Here is a 16,700-nt window from a genome sequence, read left to right on the forward strand (position 1 = left end):
ACTCTTACCGGCGAATGAATAAGCCGATGTCTGGATTTGCGGCTCGTCCCCCGCCGCCACCCAGACCGAGGACAAGGGCCATCCCCCCCGCCCCTTGCGGCCCTTGTCCGACCAATAGGCCGCCATGACCGTCCCCTCTGGTCATGGCGGCTTTCTTTTTGTGCCTTTGCCTTTCCGGACCTCCGCCGCGATATCCCCGTGCGGCCTGTCGAAACGCTGGCCCGAATTTTTCCGTCCTGTCGGGTTCGGTCCGGGCGATTATGCAGTAGTCTTCGGATTTCTGATTCCATCCGGAGTTTTCGATGACGAACCTGACCGCCGCTCTTTCCGCCGCAGATGCCCAGTTCGAGCAGAGCCTCGAGCGCCTGTTCGGGCTCCTGCGCATCCAGTCGATTTCCACCGATCCCGCCTATGCGCCCGAGTGCCGCCGTGCCGGCCAGTGGCTGGTCGACGAACTGACCGAACTCGGCTTCGAGGCCAGCCTGCGCGACACCACCGGGCATCCGATGGTGGTCGCCCATCATCCGGGCGCCACGCCCGACGCGCCGCATTTCCTGTTCTACGGCCATTACGACGTGCAGCCCGTCGATCCGCTCAATCTGTGGACCGAGCCTCCCTTCGAGCCTGCGATCAAGGAGATCGAGCCTGGCCGCAAGGCGATCACCGGCCGCGGCTCGTCCGACGACAAGGGCCAGCTGATGACTTTCGTCGAGGCCTGCCGCGCCTGGAAGCAGGCGAGCGGCGTGCTGCCCTGCCGCATCACCATCCTGTTCGAGGGCGAGGAGGAATCCGGCTCGCCCTCATTGAAGCCGTTCCTCGAAGCCAATGCCGAAGAGCTCAAGGCCGATTGCGCGCTGGTCTGCGACACCGGCATGTGGGACGCCGAGACGCCGGCGATCGCGGTGGCCCTGCGCGGCCTGGTCGGCGAGGAAGTCACCATCACCGCGGCCGACCGGGACCTGCATTCGGGCCTGTTCGGCGGGGCGGCGGCCAACCCGCTGCATATCCTGTCGAAGATCCTCGCCGATTTGCACGACGACACCGGCCGGGTCACGCTCGAAGGCTTTTACGACGGCGTCGAGGAGACGCCCGCGCAGATTCTCGCAAGCTGGGAGAGCCTCGGCCGCACTGCCGAGGATTTTCTCGGCGAAGTCGGCCTGTCGGTGCCGTCGGGCGAAAAGGGTCGGTCGGTGCTCGAACTCACCTGGGCGCGCCCGACCGCCGAGGTCAACGGCATGTGGGGCGGCTACACCGGTGAGGGCTTCAAGACCGTGATTGCGGCAAAGGCCTCCGCCAAGGTCTCCTTCCGCCTGGTCGGCAAGCAGGATCCCGCCCAAGTCCGCGCCGCCTTCCGCGCCCATGTGGAATCGCGCCTTCCTGCCGATTGCACGGTCAGCTACGCGCCGCATGGCGGTTCGCCGGCGATCCAGCTTCCCTTCGATTCGCCGGTGGTGACCAAGGTGCGCGCGGCGCTGACCGACGAATGGCCGAAGCCCGCGGTGATGATCGGCATGGGCGGTTCGATCCCGATCGTCGGCGATTTCCAGACCTATCTCGGCCTGCAATCGGTGCTGTGCGGGTTCGGACGCACCGACGACCGCATCCATTCGCCCAACGAGAAATATGACCTGGCCTCGTTCGCGGGGGGCATCCGCTCCTGGGTGCGCATTCTCGACGGGCTGTCGACCCGGTAGCGGGGTTCGCCTGCCTCAATTGCCGTTTGCGGGGTGCGACCGAAGGGGCGGTTTCCTTAACCGCCCCTTAAATCGTCGCATTTAGGGTGTTGTGCGATCGCCGGGCAGTTTCGAAACGGGACAGTCTGTCTCCCGCGACGAAACTGCAGTGAACCCATCATCCGGATCGCCGATGCAATCACCGCGATTGCCGAGGCCGATCGGGGCCCAACCGCAACCGGATCCCTCATGGCGCGCAGGAAAACACCCCAGAACCGCATCGAGCCGTCCTTCGAGGGCGGCCGGTCGAGGGGCAATTCGAGGACCATCGCCGACGAGCGGGTGGCCGGAAAGCAGCCGCAGCCCGGCCGGCGCAAGCCGGCGGGCGCGAAGGCCCGCAAGCCCGCCGCGCACAAGGGCCGCGGCCGTTTCGCCACGCTGCTGCGCGGCATGCTCTACTGGTGCTTCGTGCTGGCGATCTGGGGCGGCATCGCCGTGGCCGGTATTGTCGCCTATTACGGCGCGCGCATGCCGAGTGCGGCCACCTGGTCGATCCCCGACCGGCCGCCCAACGTCAAGATCGTTTCCGTCAACGGCGAGACCATGGCCAATCGCGGCGCCACGGGCGGCGAGGCGCTGCTTCTGGGCGACATGTCGCCCTATATCCCGGAAGCCGTGATCGCCATCGAGGACCGTCGCTTCTACTCGCATTTCGGCGTCGATCCGATCGGGCTGGCGCGCGCCATGGTCTCCAATTTCACGGCCGGACGCATGGTCCAGGGCGGCTCGACGCTGACCCAGCAGCTCGCCAAGAACCTGTTCCTGTCGCCCGAGCGGACCATCGAACGCAAGGTCCAGGAAGTGCTGCTGGCGCTGTGGCTCGAACATCGCTTCACCAAGGACCAGATCCTGGAGATGTATTTGAACCGCGTGTTCTTCGGCTCCGGCGCCTATGGCGTGGAAGCCGCCTCGCGGCGCTATTTCCGCAAGCCTGCCCGCGACGTGTCGCTGGCGGAAGCCGCGCTGCTGGCGGGCCTGCTCAAGGCACCCTCGCGGCTGTCGCCGGCGCGCGATCCGAAGGCCGCCGAAGCGCGCGCGCAGGTGGTGCTTGCCGCCATGCAGGAACAGGGCGTGGTCACCGACAAGGAGATCGCAACCGCGCTCACCAGCCCCCAGGTGCGCGCCAAGAGCTACTGGAGCGGGTCGGAGAACTATGTCGCCGATCTGGTCATGCAGAGGCTGCCGGATCTGGTCGGCAAGGTCACCGAGGATCTGGTGGTCGACACCACGATCGATTTCGAGCTGCAGCGCGAGGCCGAACAGGTGTTGCGCACCGCGCTCGAGGACAATGGCGCCAAGCTCGGCGTCGGCCAGGGCGCGCTGGTCTCGCTTGATGGCACCGGCGCGGTCCGGGCGCTGATCGGCGGCCGCGAATATGCCACCAGCCAGTTCGACCGCGCCACCGACGCCCTGCGCCAGCCCGGCTCCGCCTTCAAGCCCTTCGTCTACACCGCCGCACTCGAACAGGGGCGCACGCCGCTGTCGATCCGCAACGATGCGCCGGTCAAAATCGGCAAGTGGACGCCGGAAAACTATGACGGCAAATATCGCGGCGAGGTGACGCTGTCGGATGCGCTCACCGACTCGCTCAACACCGTGGCCGCGCAGCTGGTGATGGAAGTGGGCCCCAAGACCGTGGTCCAGACCGCGCACCGGCTGGGCATCGAGGCGCCGCTCCAGGCCAATGCCTCGATCGCGCTCGGTACCTCCGAGGTCAGCCTGCTCGAACTCACCGGCGCCTATGCGCCCTTCATGAACGGCGGCTACAAGGCCACGCCGCATGTGATCCGCCGGATTTCCACCCAGGACGGCAAGGTTCTTTACGAAAACACCTATGACAACCCGCCGCGCGTCATCGACACGGCGGTGGCGGCGATGATGAACCGCATGCTGGTGCGCGTGGTCGAGGAGGGCACCGGCCGCAAGGCGCGGCTCGAGGGATGGCCCGCCGCCGGCAAGACCGGCACCACCCAGTCCTATCGCGACGCGCTGTTCGTGGGCTACACCGCAAACCTGGTGACCGGCGTCTGGTTCGGCAATGACGACGGCAAGCCCATGAAGAAGGTCACCGGCGGCGGCTTGCCGGCCGAGACCTGGCACGCCTTCATGAGCCGCGCCCATTCCGGCGTGCCGCCGGCGAACCTGCCGCTCGGCGGCCCGGTCCCGCCGGTGGCGATCGAAGGTCCCGCCCGCGCCAACGGCGATTCGGTGGCCGATCTGGTGCGCGGTCTCGATCCGGTGCCGGTTTCGCCCGATCCGACGGCGGCAACGGTCAACCAGGGTTCATCCGGTCCGGTGCCTCCTGGGGAGGTCGGCGCAAGCCAGCCCCGGCCCGCCGGGCCCAGGCGGACCACGCTTCTCGACCTGCTGATGGGCAATTGAGGCTCCGGCCCGCCTCGCGGCACCCATGGCCGCGGGCCGTTGCGGTCAGCCGGCTTGCAAAAAACAGCCCGCGACAGCCAATCCGCGCAATTGCGGACGCTTGCAGTCTGTCGGGGACATTCTTATATACGCCTCAACGCTTCCGGCGGGTGCCCTCAAAACCAGCCCCGCCAAGGGCGGCGGAAACGGATGATCCAGTTTCCTGTGTTCAGTAATGTCCCGTTAGGGGCTGTCGAATGGAACGCCTGACCGGGTCCCGGCAGCTCGCTTCAAGGAGAGAAAAGAATGGCGAAAGTAATCGGTATCGACCTCGGAACCACCAATTCCTGCGTCGCAGTGATGGATGGCAAGGACGCCCGCGTGATCGAGAACGCGGAAGGTGCCCGCACCACGCCGTCGATGGTGGCCTTCAACGAAGACGGTGAGCGGCTGGTGGGCCAGCCGGCCAAGCGCCAGGCCGTCACCAATCCGGAAAATACCCTGTTCGCGGTCAAGCGGCTGATCGGCCGCCGCTACGAAGACAAGGCCGTGACCAAGGACAAGGAACTGGTTCCCTTCAAGATCGTCCGCGGCGACAACGGCGACGCCTGGGTGGAAGCCAATGGCGACAAGTATTCGCCCGCCCAGATCTCGGCGATGGTGCTTCAGAAGATGAAGGAAACCGCCGAATCCTATCTCGGCGAGAAGGTCGACAAGGCCGTCATCACGGTTCCAGCCTACTTCAACGACGCCCAGCGCCAGGCCACCAAGGACGCCGGCAAGATCGCCGGTCTCGAAGTGCTGCGCATCATCAACGAGCCGACCGCGGCCGCCCTCGCCTATGGTCTCGACAAGACCGAAGGCAAGACCATTGCCGTCTACGACCTTGGCGGCGGCACCTTCGACGTCTCGATCCTCGAGATCGGTGACGGCGTGTTCGAGGTGAAGTCCACCAACGGCGACACCTTCCTCGGCGGTGAAGACTTCGACATGCGTCTGGTCAGCTATCTTGCCGACGAGTTCAAGAAGGAGCAGGGCATCGACCTGCGCAAGGACAAGCTCGCGCTGCAGCGCCTCAAGGAAGCCGCCGAAAAGGCCAAGATCGAGCTGTCGTCCGCCTCGCAGACCGAAATCAACCTGCCCTTCATCACCGCCGACGCCTCCGGGCCGAAGCACCTGACGATGAAGCTCAGCCGCTCCAAGTTCGAGAGCCTGGTCGACGATTTCGTGCAGCGCACGATCGCGCCGTGCAAGGCCGCCCTCAAGGATGCCGGCCTGCAGTCCGGCGAAATCGACGAGGTGGTTCTGGTCGGCGGCATGACCCGCATGCCCAAGATCCAGGAAGTGGTGAAGCAGTTCTTCGGCAAGGACCCCCACAAGGGCGTCAACCCCGATGAAGTGGTCGCAATGGGTGCCGCCATCCAGGCCGGCGTGCTGCAGGGCGACGTCAAGGACGTGCTGCTGCTCGACGTGACCCCGCTGTCGCTCGGCATCGAGACGCTGGGCGGTGTCTTCACCCGCCTGATCGATCGCAACACCACGATCCCGACCAAGAAGAGCCAGGTCTTCTCCACCGCCGAAGACAACCAGAACGCGGTGACGATCCGGGTCTTCCAGGGCGAGCGTGAAATGGCTGCCGACAACAAGCTGCTGGGCCAGTTCGACCTGGTCGGCATCCCGCCGGCCCCGCGCGGCGTGCCGCAGATCGAGGTGACCTTCGACATCGACGCCAACGGCATCGTCAACGTCTCGGCCAAGGACAAGGGCACCGGCAAGGAGCACCAGATCCGCATCCAGGCGTCGGGCGGCCTGTCGGACGCCGAGATCGAGGCGATGGTCAAGGAAGCCGAGCAGAACGCCGAGGCCGACAAGAAGCGTCGGGCCGTGGTCGAAGCCAAGAACCAGGGCGAAAGCCTGATCCATTCGTCCGAGCAGTCGCTCAAGGACTATGGCGACAAGGTTTCGGAAGCCGACCGCACCGCGATCGCCGACGCCATCGCAGCGCTGAAGGCTGCCGTCGAATCCGAAGATCCGGATGCCGACGACATCCAAGCCAAGAGCCAGACGCTGATGGAAGTCTCGATGAAGCTTGGCCAGGCGATGTATGAGCAGAGCCAGGCCGAGGCCGGTGAAGCCGGCGGCGCCGATGGCGACGAAAAGGTCGTCGACGCCGACTTCGAGGAAGTCAAGGACGACGACGAGAAGAAGTCGGCCTGACGCGCCGGTCCGAAAGCGGATTTTGATGGAAAGGGCCCCCTCGCGGGGCCCTTTTCGCGTTTACGATGAATCCAGACTTTGCTTGCGTGACGGGGGCTGCATTCCTTATCGATGCGGTGAGGCGGTGGTCGATCGCCGTCGCCGCGGGTCTGGGACCCGGCACACGGCATGGAGCCACGGCGGGCCGTGCACCTTGAAAAAGGAGCAGCGAGTGAGACAGACCTACAGATTGTTCGGAGTCTGGCGCCTTCTCGCCGCGCTGCTGGTGATGGCCTATCATTTCGCCCATTCGGCACCCGATCCGGATCCCGTGGTCGCCTGGTTCGAGCACATGCTGCCGCTGCTCGACATGTTCTTCATCATGTCCGGCTTCCTGATCTTCGAGCATTACGGCGGGATGAAGAACACCGGCGAGAACTATCTGGGCTTTCTGGTCAAGCGCCTGTCGCGGCTCTATCCGCTGCACCTGATCACGCTTTCGGTCTTCGTCGCCTTCGCGCTGATGGTGCATCTCGGCCTGGTGCAGTCCCAGGGCGCAGAGACGCGCTATGCGCTCTCCGCGCTGCCGGCCAACCTGCTCCTGATCCAGGGCTGGGGCGTCGATACCGAACTCACCTTCAACTACGTCTCCTGGTCGCTGTCGGGCGAATGGTTCGCCTATCTGATCTTCCCGGTGGTGCTGTTTGCCTTTGCACAGGGGCGGGCGGCGGGGTTGGCGCTGCTCGTGGCGGCGATCATCATCTGCCTCGAAATCGCCGACTATGGGGCGACCGAAAAATATGATTTCTGGTTCAACACCAAGCTGTGGGCCGCCTACCGCGTGGCCGCCGATTTCACCTTCGGCGCCTTCCTGTGCGTCGTCGCCCGCCGCTTGCGCGTGCCGCGGCACTGCCAGTGGCTCGCCTGGGCGGCGCTCGGCCTGGTCTTCGTCGCCATGTTCTCGGACGCCAACATCTATCTCACGCTGGCGCTGTTCGGCGTCGCCATCGTGCTTGCGGCGCTCTCGGACCGGACCGGGGCGGACGAAACCGCCTGGCTTGCGCCGGTGATGCCGGTCGCCGCCGTCTCTTTCGGCGTCTATCTGTGGCATCCGGTCATCGAATTGTTCGCCTATTCGCTGATCTGGAAGCGCGTGATCGGCATCGATGACCCGCTTTTCTTCTGGCTCTACATGCCGCTGCCGATGGCGGCGACCATCCTCGTGGCCCTGGTGTCGGCGCGCCGCTTCGAGCAGCCGGCCGGAAAATGGCTCGAAAGGACGCTTTCCGCGCTGCTGCGCCGTCGCGCGCCGGCCGGAAGCATCGTGGCCGGCGACGCCTCCCAGGGCGCGCGATCCACAGGGGGCTAGAATTTTACCCGGCGAGTGACTACATGACGCACACGCGCAATCTGGCGCGGGTCCCGCGCGGCCTTGTCCGTGGAGGGGAAAAAGGAATTCTTGTGCGTCCGTCGGGCAGACGCCCTCGCAACGGACGCTCCCGGAAGAGAGATTGACGGATACGATGGCCAAGCCAGACTTTTACGAAACGCTTGGTGTGGCGCGCGGAGCGGATGAAAAGGAGCTGAAGAGCGCCTTTCGCAAACTCGCGATGAAGTACCACCCGGACAAGAATCCGGGCAGTTCCGAAGCCGAGCACAAGTTCAAGGAAATCAACGAGGCCTACGAGACCCTGAAGGACCCGCAGAAGCGGGCCGCCTATGACCGTTTCGGCCATGCCGCCTTCGAGCAGGGCGGCCCCGGCGGAATGGGCGGCGGCTTCGGCGGCGGCGGCTTCTCCGACATCTTCGAGGATATTTTCGGCGAAATGATGGGCGGTCGTGGCGGCCGTCGCGCCTCGGGTGGCCGCGAACGCGGTGCAGACCTGCGCTACAACATGGAGATCTCGCTCGAGGAAGCCTATTCCGGCAAGACCGCGCAGATCCGGGTGCCGACCTCGATAACCTGCGATGTCTGCTCGGGCTCGGGCGCTAAGCCCGGCACCCAGCCCACCACCTGCGCCACCTGCGGCGGCGCCGGCCGGGTGCGTGCCTCCCAGGGCTTCTTCTCGGTCGAGCGCACCTGCCCGACCTGCCATGGCCGCGGCCAGACCATCACCGATCCGTGCAGCAAATGCGCCGGCCAGGGCCGCGTCACCGAAGAGCGCTCGCTGTCTGTCAACATCCCGGCCGGGATCGAGGACGGCACCCGCATCCGCCTTGCCGGCGAAGGCGAGGCCGGCATGCGCGGCGGCCCGGCGGGCGATCTCTACATCTTCCTGTCCGTGCGTCCGCACGCGGTGTTCCAGCGCGAAGGCGCGGATCTCTACTGCACCGTGCCGATCTCGATGACCACGGCGGCGCTCGGCGGCAAGTTCGACATCACCACCATGGACGGCGCCCGCTCGCGCGTCTCGGTGCCCGAAGGCACCCAGCCGGGCAAGGAACTCCGGCTCAGGGGCAAGGGCATGCCGGTGCTGCGCTCGGCCCAGTTCGGCGATCTCTATATCCGCATCTCGATCGAGACGCCCCAGAAGCTGTCCAAGCGGCAGCGGGAACTGCTCGAGGAGTTTCAGGAACTGTCGTCGAAGGACACAAGTCCCGAATCGACAGGCTTTTTTGCGCGCATGAAGGGCTTTTTCGACACCCTGACGGACTGATGGACAGTTCCTGCAGACCCGATGGCTTGGCGCGATTGAAACCATGTTCCGTGGCGACACACGCCACCGGCAGGGGGCGGGCCAAAGGGAGCGGCTACCGGGAGATGCAGCCTTGGGCATGACCATATCCAAACGCATCGCACGGCGTTTCGATGACGAGATCCGGTTCTTCAAGAGCTGGATCGACGGGCCCAGGGCCGTGGGCGCTATCATGCCCACCTCCACCGTCACCGCCCGCTCGATGGCCTCGGTCATCAATCCGCAGTCCGGTCTTCCCGTGCTCGAACTCGGACCGGGAACCGGCGTGATCACCCGGGCCATCCTGGCCCGCGGCGTGGCGCCCGAAAATCTGGTCTCAATCGAGTATTCGCACGAGTTCCACAGCCGGCTGCAGCATGATTTTCCCGGCGTGCGCTTCATTCGCGGCGATGCCTTCGATCTTGCCGGCACGCTTGCCCCGGTTCATGACGGCCTGTTCGACTGCGTGCTGTCCGGCATTCCGCTGCTGAATTTCCCCATGGCCCGGCGCGTGCGGTTGATCGAGGATCTGCTCGACCGCCTGCCGCGCGGCCGCCCGGTGATGCAGTTCTCCTACGGGCCGGTCTCCCCGGTCGCGGCCCGGGGCGCGAGTTTCACCGTGCTGCATCATGACTTCGTCATGCGCAACGTGCCCCCTGCGCGCCTGTGGGTCTACCACCGCCCCTGAGCCCGGTTCGCGCCGTTGCGCTCTGCGCGGAATTTGCCTGCACGCCCGGGAACGGCTAAGGATCAGGGCGTGCGAACAAGGGCGCGGGTCCGACCCTCGATGACGGGTCCGGCCGTCACCAGGCGGAGCAGTGCATGAACCCGAAGATCCTCGTCATCCCCGGCTCCAACCGCAGCGGTTCGTTCAACGTCTCGCTCGCCGCAGCGGTCTCGGTCGAACTGGCGCGGCAGGGCGCGGATGTCACCCGCATCTCGCTCATCGACTATCCGCTGCCGATCGTCGACGAGGACCTGAAGGCCGCCTCCGGCATCCCCGAAAACGCCATGAAGCTCGGCCGCCTGATCGCCGCGCAGGACGGCGTGTTCCTGTGCTGCCCGGAATACAATTCCTCGATCCCGCCCCTGCTCAAGAACATGATCGACTGGGTCAGCCTGATCTCGAAGGACGGTGACCGGCCGTTCAGGCCCTGGGCCGGCCGCTTCGTGGCACTCGGCTCGGCCTCCGACGGCAAGCTGTCGGGCATTCGCGGGCTCTATCATGTGCGTTCCGTGATGATGAATGTGGGAACCCAGGTGATCAGCGAGCAATGCTCGCTCGGCGGCGCATCGAAAGGGTTCGACGAGGACGGCCGCATCCGCGACGAGCGCACCCAGTCCATGCTGGAAAAGACCTGTGCCGCGCTGATCAGCCACTGCGTGCTGATGAACCGCCGCTGATGCGCGCGCCACGCTTCTGCGGCCATCCTCTTGCGGTTGCCCCGTCTTCATGCGAGGAGCGGGGCAAACAGGGAGTGCGTGATGTCAGACACAGTGCTTGAAACGGCCGGTCCTGCGGCCGGCAGGATTGATCCCCGCCTGATCGTGGCGCTCGATGTGCCGACGGTCGCGGAAGCCGAAAGGCTGGTGGCACGGATCGACCGCGAGGCGGTGTTCTTCAAGATCGGCTACCAGCTCGCCTTCGCGGGCGGCCTCGAGCTGGCTCGCGACCTCAAGGCCTCCGGGCGAAGCGTGTTTCTCGACATGAAGCTGCTCGACATCGACAACACCATCGCCAAGGGCGTGGAGAACGTGGTCCGGATGGGCGTCGACATGCTCACCCTGCATGCCTACCCGAAAGCGATGCGCGCAGCGGTGGAAGCCGCGCGCGGCAGCGACCTCTGCCTGCTCGGCGTCACCGTGCTGACCTCGATGGACGCGGCCGATGTTGCCGAGGCCGGCTATGCGATGTCGCCGGAAGAGCTCGTCAAGCGCCGCGCCGCCCAGGCGCGCGAGGCAGGCATGGGCGGTATCGTCTGCTCGGCCGCCGAGGCCGCGCAGGTGCGCGCCATCGTCGGGCCGGACATGGCGATCGTCACCCCGGGCATCCGCCCGTCGGGGGCCGATCACGGCGACCAGAAGCGGGTGATGACACCGGCGCTGGCGCTGTCGGCCGGCGCCACGCATCTGGTGGTCGGGCGGCCGATCACGGCAGCCACGGACCCCGCCGCCGCCGCCCGCGCCATCCGGCTTGAAATGGCTGACATCTGAAGGAGCCGATCATGGCGAAGGGATACTGGATCGGTCGTGTCGACGTGCACGACCCCGAGGCCTACAAGGCCTATATCGAGACCGCGACACCTGCTTACAAGGAATTCGGCGGCACGTTCCTGGTGCGCGGCGGCGAATTCGATCCGGTCGAAGGCGCGTCGCGGTCGCGCAACGTGGTGATCGAGTTTCCGAGCTACGAGGCGGCGCTCGCCTGCTACAATTCGCCGACCTACCAGAAGGCACGCGCGATCCGGCAGCAATTCTCCGATGGCGAACTGCTGGTGATCCGCGGCCACGAGGGATGACCGGGCTCGTCATCCCCATGGTCCATGTTCTTGCTCTTCACCTTGCGGCGGTTTTTGACTAAGAGCGTGGTTGGACTTCGACTTCGTCCGGCAGCCCATGCGGACCGGCCGGCTTATTGACCCTGCGAGGGAGTGCCTAGATGACATCGTTGAACCAACCCAAGCTCGTCACGGTATTTGGCGGGTCCGGCTTCGTGGGCCGCCACGTGGTGCGTGCGCTTGCCCGCCGCGGCTACCGCATCCGGGTTGCCGTTCGCCGGCCCGATCTTGCCGTCCATCTCCAGCCGCTCGGCGGCGTCGGCCAGATCATGGCGGTGCAGGCCAACCTGCGCAACCGCGAGTCGGTCGACCGCGCCGTCCGGGGCGCCGATCACGTGGTCAACTGCGTGGGCATCCTGTTCGAATCCGGACGCAACAGCTTTGACGCGGTCCAGGATTTCGGTGCGCGCGCCGTGGCCGAGGCCGCCCGCGCCGTGGGCGCCGGGCTGACCCATATTTCCGCGCTTGGCGCCGATCTGGCCTCGGACTCGCACTATGCGGCCTCCAAGGGCCGCGCCGATGCGGAAATTCTCAAGATCCTGCCGAGCGCGGTGATCCTGCGTCCCTCGATCGTGTTCGGTCCGGAGGACGACTTCTTCAACAAATTCGCCGAAATGGCCCGCTTCGCGCCGGCCCTGCCGCTGATCGGCGGCGGCAAGACCCGGTTCCAGCCGGTCTATGTCGGCGACGTGGCCGAAGCGGTGGCGCGCAGCGTCGAGGGACGCGTCGAAGGCGGCGCCATCTACGAACTCGGCGGCCCGCGGGTGATGAGTTTCCGCGAGTGCCTGGAAGAGGTGCTCAGGGTCACGCGGCGCCAGCGCAGCCTGGTGTCGGTGCCGTGGGGCATCGCCTCGCTGATCGGCCGGATCGGCTCGCTCATTCCGCTGATCGACCCGCCGCTGACCGCCGACCAGGTGCTTCTGCTCAGGAGCGACAACGTGGTTTCGGACGAGGCCACAAGTCAGGGCCGGACGCTTGCCGGGCTCGGCATTCCCCAGACCACGGTCGAGGCGGTGCTTCCGAGCTACCTCGCCCGTTACCGGCCGCATGGCCAGTTCAGCGGCACGGGACGCGAGGCCTGAGCGCTTTCGCCGATTCGCTGGTGCTTCTTCTCGCGCCGCCCGGACTTGAAGCCGGCGGCGCGCTTTTTCTGGTTGTCGCCAGCTTCTTCACCTCGGCCTTGACGATCTCGGTGGGCATCGGCGGCGGCGTGGCGTTGCTGGTGCTGATGGGTTACCTGGTTCCGGTCGCGGCCATCGTTCCCGTGCACGGCATCGTCCAGCTGGGTTCGAATGTCGGCCGCGCCGCGCTTCTGCGCAGCCATGTCGTATGGCCCTGCCTGCTGGCCTTTCTGCTGGGCGCGATCCCCGGAGCATGGCTCGGCGGCCTCGCGGTCGGCGCCCTGCCCGGCCCGGCGCTTCGGGCGGCGCTCGGCGCCTTCATCCTGCTCATCACCTGGGTTCCGGTCCCCCGGCTTGCGGCCATAAGGCTTCCGGGCTTTGCGCTGACCGGCCTCGTGACCACCTTTCTCACGATGATCTTCGGCGCGACCGGCCCCTTCAACGCGGCGGTCCTGTCCAAGACCTTCCCGGACCGGCTGCGGTTTCAGGCCACGATGGCGGCGCTGATGAGCCTGCAGCATCTCGTCAAGGCGCTGGCCTTCGCGCTGGCCGGTTTTGCCTTTGCTCCCTGGCTGCCGCTGATCGCGGCAATGATCGTGAGCGGGTTTGCGGGCACCTGGGTCGGCGCCAATCTCCTGCGCAGGATGCCCGAAAGCCGCTTTCGCATACTGTTCAAACTGTGCCTGACCGTGCTGGCGCTGGATCTGGTGCGGCGCGGTGTTGCAGGAATGGCGCATGCTTAGCAATGATTTAATTTTCTTGGGTTTAAGTAGGGGCCGAGCGGAAATCCGACTTGAACCAAGCCGAAGAGCCGCGTAGATCGCCCCTGCTTCTCGCGGTGCCTGGCACCGTCGGGGCAGGCATCTCCCGGAAGCGGGAATGCGCGGCATCTCAAGGCATGCCTTTGAACCAGAAACACATCGCACGCGTGCCCGGGCAGACCCCGGCGACAAGCGCAACCAGGTCGGGATAAAGATCAGCTATGGGTAAAACAGTCGTATCCGCATTCGCTTTTGCAATTGTGGTGATCCTGTCCGCGTCCGCCTTTGCGCCCCGCAGCGTCGCCCACTCCTCCAAGGGCTGCGCCCCGGCCTATGGCGTCGATCCCTGCGCGCAGCAGCAGCTCGTCAGCGAATAACGCGTCCTACCCGACCAGCCAGAGGCCCGCGAGTCCGGCCGCCCCGACAACGATGCGCCACCAGGCAAACAGCGCAAAACCGTGCCTGGAGACGAAATCGAGCAGGCTGCGCACCACGATCACGCCGGCAATGAACGCCATGACGAAGCCCACCGCGATGGTGACGACGTCGTCATAGGCGAGCTTGTCGTAATTCTTGTAGAGATCGAACGCGAAGGCGCCGGCCATGGTCGGCATGGCGAGGAAGAACGAAAACTCCGCCGCCGAGCGCTTGTCCGCACCCATCAGCAGCGCGCCGACAATGGTCGCGCCAGACCGCGAGGTGCCGGGCACCATCGCCAGGCACTGGAACAGGCCGATCTTGAAGGCCAGCGGCAACGGGTAGTCCATCACGTCGGTGTAGCGCGGCGTGAGCTTCATGCGGTCGACGAGCAAAAGGATCAGGCCGCCGCCGATCAGCACGCAGCAGATCAGTGCCGGTGATTCGAACAGCACCGACTTGATGAAGCCATGCGCCATTGCCCCGATCACGGCCGCGGGCAGGAACGCCAGCAGGATGGCGCCGACGAAGCGCCGCGCCTTCGGGCTCGACGGCAGGTCGAGTGCGAGCTTCCAGAGCCGGCCGACATAGACCGACAGGATCGCCAGGATGGCGCCGAGCTGGACCAGCACCTCGAAACTGTTGCCGGGGGAGGTGAAGCCCAGGAAATGGCCGGCCAGCAGCAGATGCGCGGTCGAGGACACGGGCACGAACTCGGTCAGGCCTTCGATCAGGCCGAGCAGGGCCCCTACGATTGTTGTCTCGTCCATGTCGCAAGCGTCTCCGTCGCGCGTGTCGTTGGCCGCTTTGCGGCGCGGGCGCCCATTTTCGCCACAAGCATCCGCCAAGGTCTCCCGACCGATGGAGTGATTCGCTTGTCTTGCGGTGGGCCAGTCCCTATAGCTCTATTTTCCGGAAACTGACCAGCCCCGCGCACCAGCCCTGCGCGCCGGCGCCAACGCAAAAACGTTCAGCAGGACGATGCCAGTTCTTCACCACCACACCGCCTCGACCGCGTCCCGATTCGTCAGGATCTGTTTTCACGAGATGGACTTCGCCGCGGAGCTGTCTGAGGAACTTCCCTGGGAAAAGCGCCCGGAATTCCTCCGGATCAACCCGGCCGGAACCTTGCCGGTGCTGGAGACCGACAACGGCCATGCCCTTTGCGGGCCGCACATCATCGCCGAATGGCTCGACGAATCCTTCGGCGTGTTCAAGCGCGACCGTCGCCTGCTGGCGGAGGATCCTTTCCGGCGCGCCGAAATCCGGCGTCTGGTGGAGTGGTTCCTGATCAAGTTCGAGCAGGACGTGGCCCGCCCGCTGGTGCATGAGCGCATCGTCAAGCTGATGAAGCCCTCGGGCAGCGGCGACAACGCCCCCGATCCGAAGATGCTGCGCACCGGCCGCGCCAATATCCGCCAGCACATGAAATACCTGTCCTGGCTCGCGGGCTCGCGCCCCTGGCTCGCCGGCGAGCGCCTGAGCTATGCCGATCTCGCCGCCGCTGCCGCGCTGTCGGTGATGGACTATCTGGGCGAGATCGACTGGAACGCCTTCCCCCAAGCGAAGGACTGGTACCAGCGCCTCAAATCCCGCCCTTCCTTCAGGCCGATTCTGGCCGACCGGATCCGGAACCTGCCGCCGGTTGCCCATTACGCCGATCTCGATTTTTGAGCCGTGGCCGGGTCCCGCCCAGACCCGACGGCGGCCGGCAGGGGAACCGATCGCCTCAAGTCCTTCCTCGCCGGCGAGGCACGGGCGCTCGGCTTCAGCGCACTGTCGGTCGCTGCGCCCGACACCGATCCCCTGCTCCGCTCCCGGCTCGAGCAGTTCGTGGCGCTGGGCCGGCATGGGTCGATGGGCTGGATCGCCGAAACATCCGACCGCCGCAGCGATCCCCGGACGCTCTGGCCCGAGGTTCGCTCGGTGATCATGCTGGCGATGAATTACGGGCCGGAAACCGACCCGCGCGCCGGTCTCGCCTGCCGTTCGAACGCCAATGTCTCGGTCTATGCGCGCAACCGCGACTATCATGACGTCATCAAGGGCCGGCTCAAGGAACTGGCCGGCAAGTTCGCCGCCCGCGCCGGCGGCGACGTCAAGGTTTTCGTCGACACCGCGCCGGTGATGGAAAAGCCTCTCGCCCAGGCGGCCGGTCTCGGCTGGATTGGCAAGCACACCAATCTGGTGAGCCGGGACCATGGTTCCTGGCTGTTCCTGGGCTCGATCTTCACCACCGTCGAGCTTGAGCCGGATGCGCAGAAGACCGATCACTGCGGCTCCTGCAGCGCCTGCCTCGCGAGCTGCCCGACGGAGGCCTTTCCGGCCCCCTACCAGATCGATGCGCGGCGCTGCATTTCCTATCTGACGATCGAGAACAAGGGGCCGATCCCGCAGGAGTTCCGCCGCGCCATCGGCAACCGGGTCTATGGCTGTGACGACTGCCTGGCAGCCTGCCCGTGGAACAAATATGCCGTCAAAGCCAGCGAAGCCAAGCTGATCGCCCGGCCGGACCTGCAGGCGCCGCCGCTGGCGCAATTCCTGGCCATGGACGATGCCGGGTTCCGGGCCTTCTTTTCGGGCTCTCCGGTCAAGCGCATCGGTCGCGACCGCTTCCTGCGCAATGTGCTGGTTGCGGCAGGCAACAGCGGCGACGCCGCGCTGGTGCCGGCTTGCCGGGATCTGATCGCGGATGCCTCGCCGCTGGTGCGCGGCGCTGCGGTCTGGGCCCTGTCGAACCTCACCGGCCTGGCCTATATGAGCGGTCTGGCGCGGCAGGCCGAAGACGAGACGGACGGTTCGGTCCGGGAGGAGTGGCGGCTGGCGCTCGCTTCCGGCGGAGACCGGACAGACGGCACACGACCGACGTGAAAGGAAT

The 16,700-nt window shown here is 66.0% G+C and carries 15 protein-coding genes; 14 read left to right on the forward strand and 1 reads right to left on the reverse strand.

Translation table 11 applies throughout. The annotated features are described in order from the left end of the window. The first annotated feature begins 302 nt into the window (after positions 1 to 302). From AWJ14_RS19625 to AWJ14_RS22465, 12 genes are all read left to right on the forward strand, one after another. Entirely contained in the window at positions 303 to 1,694 is a 1,392-nt protein-coding gene (locus AWJ14_RS19625; RefSeq protein ID WP_066183413.1) for a M20/M25/M40 family metallo-hydrolase, read from the forward strand. 228 nt (positions 1,695 to 1,922) lie between these two features. Continuing rightward, positions 1,923 to 4,115, forward strand: a complete 2,193-nt coding sequence (locus tag AWJ14_RS19630; RefSeq protein ID WP_066183416.1) for a transglycosylase domain-containing protein — start codon at positions 1,923 to 1,925, stop codon at positions 4,113 to 4,115. A gap of 285 nt (positions 4,116 to 4,400) precedes the next feature. Then, the gene (gene dnaK, locus AWJ14_RS19635; protein WP_066183419.1) at positions 4,401 to 6,311 is read left to right on the forward strand and encodes a molecular chaperone DnaK; all 1,911 of its coding nucleotides are present in this window, start codon (positions 4,401 to 4,403) and stop codon (positions 6,309 to 6,311) included. A gap of 211 nt (positions 6,312 to 6,522) precedes the next feature. Next, on the forward strand, positions 6,523 to 7,659 hold the full coding sequence (locus AWJ14_RS19640) for an acyltransferase family protein (protein WP_171904908.1): 1,137 nt from the start codon (positions 6,523 to 6,525) through the stop codon (positions 7,657 to 7,659). Positions 7,660 to 7,813: 154 nt separating this feature from the next. Further along, the gene (gene dnaJ, locus AWJ14_RS19645; protein ID WP_066183425.1) at positions 7,814 to 8,947 is read left to right on the forward strand and encodes a molecular chaperone DnaJ; all 1,134 of its coding nucleotides are present in this window, start codon (positions 7,814 to 7,816) and stop codon (positions 8,945 to 8,947) included. A 118-nt stretch (positions 8,948 to 9,065) separates the two neighbouring features. Further along, complete coding sequence (gene pmtA / locus AWJ14_RS19650; protein ID WP_083220388.1) at positions 9,066 to 9,653, forward strand: phospholipid N-methyltransferase PmtA; 588 nt, start codon at positions 9,066 to 9,068, stop codon at positions 9,651 to 9,653. 134 nt (positions 9,654 to 9,787) lie between these two features. Then, on the forward strand, positions 9,788 to 10,369 hold the full coding sequence (locus AWJ14_RS19655) for an NADPH-dependent FMN reductase (RefSeq protein WP_066183430.1): 582 nt from the start codon (positions 9,788 to 9,790) through the stop codon (positions 10,367 to 10,369). Positions 10,370 to 10,450: 81 nt separating this feature from the next. Beyond that, complete coding sequence (gene pyrF, locus AWJ14_RS19660; protein WP_139112711.1) at positions 10,451 to 11,179, forward strand: orotidine-5'-phosphate decarboxylase; 729 nt, start codon at positions 10,451 to 10,453, stop codon at positions 11,177 to 11,179. 11 nt (positions 11,180 to 11,190) lie between these two features. Beyond that, a complete protein-coding gene (locus AWJ14_RS19665; RefSeq protein ID WP_066183433.1) occupies positions 11,191 to 11,484 on the forward strand; it encodes a DUF1330 domain-containing protein in 294 nt (97 codons plus the stop codon). A gap of 140 nt (positions 11,485 to 11,624) precedes the next feature. After that, positions 11,625 to 12,605 carry a complex I NDUFA9 subunit family protein gene (locus AWJ14_RS19670; RefSeq protein ID WP_066183437.1) on the forward strand — a complete coding sequence of 327 codons (981 nt, stop codon included), beginning with the start codon at positions 11,625 to 11,627 and terminating at the stop codon, positions 12,603 to 12,605. Positions 12,606 to 12,625: 20 nt separating this feature from the next. Continuing rightward, a complete protein-coding gene (locus tag AWJ14_RS19675; protein ID WP_342587274.1) occupies positions 12,626 to 13,387 on the forward strand; it encodes a sulfite exporter TauE/SafE family protein in 762 nt (253 codons plus the stop codon). A 239-nt stretch (positions 13,388 to 13,626) separates the two neighbouring features. Next, entirely contained in the window at positions 13,627 to 13,782 is a 156-nt protein-coding gene (locus AWJ14_RS22465; protein WP_171904909.1) for a hypothetical protein, read from the forward strand. Between the two features lie 6 nt (positions 13,783 to 13,788). Here the strand turns inward: AWJ14_RS22465 and AWJ14_RS19680 are convergent, their stop codons facing one another. Continuing rightward, positions 13,789 to 14,592 carry an undecaprenyl-diphosphate phosphatase gene (locus AWJ14_RS19680; protein ID WP_066183439.1) on the reverse strand — a complete coding sequence of 268 codons (804 nt, stop codon included), beginning with the start codon at positions 14,590 to 14,592 and terminating at the stop codon, positions 13,789 to 13,791. A gap of 211 nt (positions 14,593 to 14,803) precedes the next feature. Between AWJ14_RS19680 and AWJ14_RS19685 the strand changes: the two genes are divergently transcribed. Both AWJ14_RS19685 and queG read left to right on the forward strand, forming a co-directional pair. After that, positions 14,804 to 15,496, forward strand: coding sequence for a glutathione S-transferase family protein (locus AWJ14_RS19685; protein WP_066183442.1), 693 nt, complete (start codon positions 14,804 to 14,806; stop codon positions 15,494 to 15,496). 3 nt (positions 15,497 to 15,499) lie between these two features. Continuing rightward, positions 15,500 to 16,693, forward strand: a complete 1,194-nt coding sequence (queG, locus tag AWJ14_RS19690) for a tRNA epoxyqueuosine(34) reductase QueG (protein ID WP_066183444.1) — start codon at positions 15,500 to 15,502, stop codon at positions 16,691 to 16,693. The last annotated feature ends 7 nt before the right edge of the window (positions 16,694 to 16,700 follow it).

Source organism: Parahoeflea olei, assembly GCF_001703635.1.
Taxonomy (GTDB): domain Bacteria; phylum Pseudomonadota; class Alphaproteobacteria; order Rhizobiales; family Rhizobiaceae; genus Hoeflea; species Hoeflea olei.

Coding starts and splice junctions, on each gene's coding strand:
- AWJ14_RS19625 (WP_066183413.1), top strand. CDS start 303: ATGACGAACCTGACCGCCGCTCTTTCCGCCGCAGATGCCCAGTTCGAG.
- AWJ14_RS19630 (WP_066183416.1), top strand. CDS start 1,923: ATGGCGCGCAGGAAAACACCCCAGAACCGCATCGAGCCGTCCTTCGAG.
- dnaK (WP_066183419.1), top strand. CDS start 4,401: ATGGCGAAAGTAATCGGTATCGACCTCGGAACCACCAATTCCTGCGTC.
- dnaJ (WP_066183425.1), top strand. CDS start 7,814: ATGGCCAAGCCAGACTTTTACGAAACGCTTGGTGTGGCGCGCGGAGCG.
- pmtA (WP_083220388.1), top strand. CDS start 9,066: ATGACCATATCCAAACGCATCGCACGGCGTTTCGATGACGAGATCCGG.
- AWJ14_RS19655 (WP_066183430.1), top strand. CDS start 9,788: ATGAACCCGAAGATCCTCGTCATCCCCGGCTCCAACCGCAGCGGTTCG.
- pyrF (WP_139112711.1), top strand. CDS start 10,451: ATGTCAGACACAGTGCTTGAAACGGCCGGTCCTGCGGCCGGCAGGATT.
- AWJ14_RS19665 (WP_066183433.1), top strand. CDS start 11,191: ATGGCGAAGGGATACTGGATCGGTCGTGTCGACGTGCACGACCCCGAG.
- AWJ14_RS19670 (WP_066183437.1), top strand. CDS start 11,625: ATGACATCGTTGAACCAACCCAAGCTCGTCACGGTATTTGGCGGGTCC.
- AWJ14_RS22465 (WP_171904909.1), top strand. CDS start 13,627: ATGGGTAAAACAGTCGTATCCGCATTCGCTTTTGCAATTGTGGTGATC.
- AWJ14_RS19680 (WP_066183439.1), bottom strand. CDS start 14,592: ATGGACGAGACAACAATCGTAGGGGCCCTGCTCGGCCTGATCGAAGGC.
- AWJ14_RS19685 (WP_066183442.1), top strand. CDS start 14,804: ATGCCAGTTCTTCACCACCACACCGCCTCGACCGCGTCCCGATTCGTC.